This window comes from Rhodococcus sp. IC4_135 (assembly GCF_011602025.1).
GTDB classification, from domain to species: domain Bacteria; phylum Actinomycetota; class Actinomycetes; order Mycobacteriales; family Mycobacteriaceae; genus Rhodococcus_F; species Rhodococcus_F baikonurensis.
This window is the reverse complement of sequence record NZ_JAAOLG010000119.1, coordinates 1-765: the sequence shown is the minus strand read 5'-3', so window position 1 is coordinate 765 and position 765 is coordinate 1. Positions and strand designations below refer to the sequence as shown.

General features: G+C 59.5%; 1 protein-coding gene. It reads left to right on the top strand.

The genetic code is table 11. The annotated features are described in order from the left end of the window. Window positions 1-19 precede the first annotated feature (19 nt). Window positions 20-460, top strand: a complete 441-nt coding sequence (locus tag G8767_RS35250) for a DUF1931 family protein (RefSeq protein ID WP_024487875.1) — start codon at window positions 20-22, stop codon at window positions 458-460. Window positions 461-765: the final 305 nt, after the last annotated feature.

The window sequence follows — 765 nt, the reverse complement described above, 5'->3', positions numbered from 1 at the left end:
AGCTGACGACATGCCAGTAATGGGCACCGTGAAATTCCAGCGGTTCTTCAGGGCAGCGGCCGGACTGCAGGTCGACCGGAACGATCTCAAGCGCTATACCGATTTCATCGACGACAAGATCTACGACGTGATCCTGATCGGGAAAGCCTCCGCGAAAGCAAACTTGCGCGACGTGATCGAACCGTGGGACCTGCCGATCACCAAGGGATTACAGGAGAGCATCCACCGGTTCGAAAAACTCGACGAGGAGATCGAACTTCAACCGCTGCTCGATCAGCTCACGGCCCGCCCGCCCTTGGACGTGGCCCTCTCAGAGGAGACAGAGCAACGACTGCCGCTGATCGCAGGAGGGTTGAGCGTAGCGCTGGCGCAAACCTTCGCCACGGTCGAACCGGACCGCAAGAACCCCGGCACAGCCCAATGGACAGTCGCCTTCGACATCTTCCACCTACTCCTGTGACTACCACCCGTCCCGGCGAACCAGTAGATCACCGGGACACCACACCGTGGTCGGGAATCACGAACCACGGCTATCGACACCACGCCAGACAGCGTGTCTGAGTTCGAATATGCCGTCCTGTTCCGGAAATGCCGGAGCGATTCAGCCGCGCTGAAATGCTCGTGGGTTCACCCCGGATGGTGTTGTCAAGTTGTCTGGAGTACAGCAGTTTTGGGGTGCGGCAAGGCATCGCACGGGGAGGTCGGTCAGGGAGCGACGGTTTGTTCGGTGACCTGATCCCATACCTGGAATCGGATGGCCAGTTC

What these genes read in the sequence shown, in the direction of transcription:
- G8767_RS35250 (WP_024487875.1), top strand. Translation starts at nt 20, where the DNA reads ATGGGCACCGTGAAATTCCAGCGGTTCTTCAGGGCAGCGGCCGGACTG.